This window comes from Pseudoalteromonas sp. CR1 (assembly GCF_019392235.1).
Classification (GTDB): Bacteria; Pseudomonadota; Gammaproteobacteria; order Enterobacterales; family Alteromonadaceae; genus Pseudoalteromonas.
The window spans coordinates 1-389 of the sequence record NZ_JAHXRM010000061.1 but is presented as its reverse complement, the minus strand read 5'-3'; the positions used below and the strand labels follow the sequence as shown (position 1 = coordinate 389).

Genomic DNA, 389 nt, shown 5'->3' with positions numbered 1-389 from the left:
GCTGGTTTTCAGCCATTCATGCCCTGCGGCCGGGCCGCTCAGGCGAATCGGCGAGTTGCCGTGGATGCGCCGGTTGTAGCGCGAGTCCTGGACGAACTGCCAAGTGTCGCCCTTGCGCCGCACTTCGATGACCGACACACCTTCGCTGGCCTGGGCCTTGCGCACGTCTTCGGCAGACTGCGGTGCGCCGCCGTGGGCGTAGAGGTAGCGGTAGTTGGTGTATTCGTTGTTGATCGCCATCAGTGCGCGGTTGTCGTCGCCGGGGAAGGCGAACAGGCTCATGCCGTCGTTGTTGTCACCGAATTGCTGCTCCTGGGCCTGGGCGCTGCCGTTGCCGGACGGGTCAAAGGCCGGGCCATGGGTGTGCAGCGGCTGGCCCCAACTGATCA

At 65.3% G+C, this 389-nt stretch carries 1 protein-coding gene; it reads right to left on the bottom strand.

What is annotated here, in order from left to right; genetic code table 11:
* The coding region (locus KZZ04_RS18490; RefSeq protein WP_219423691.1) for a PhoX family phosphatase at positions 1–389 on the bottom strand (389 nt) is incomplete at both ends.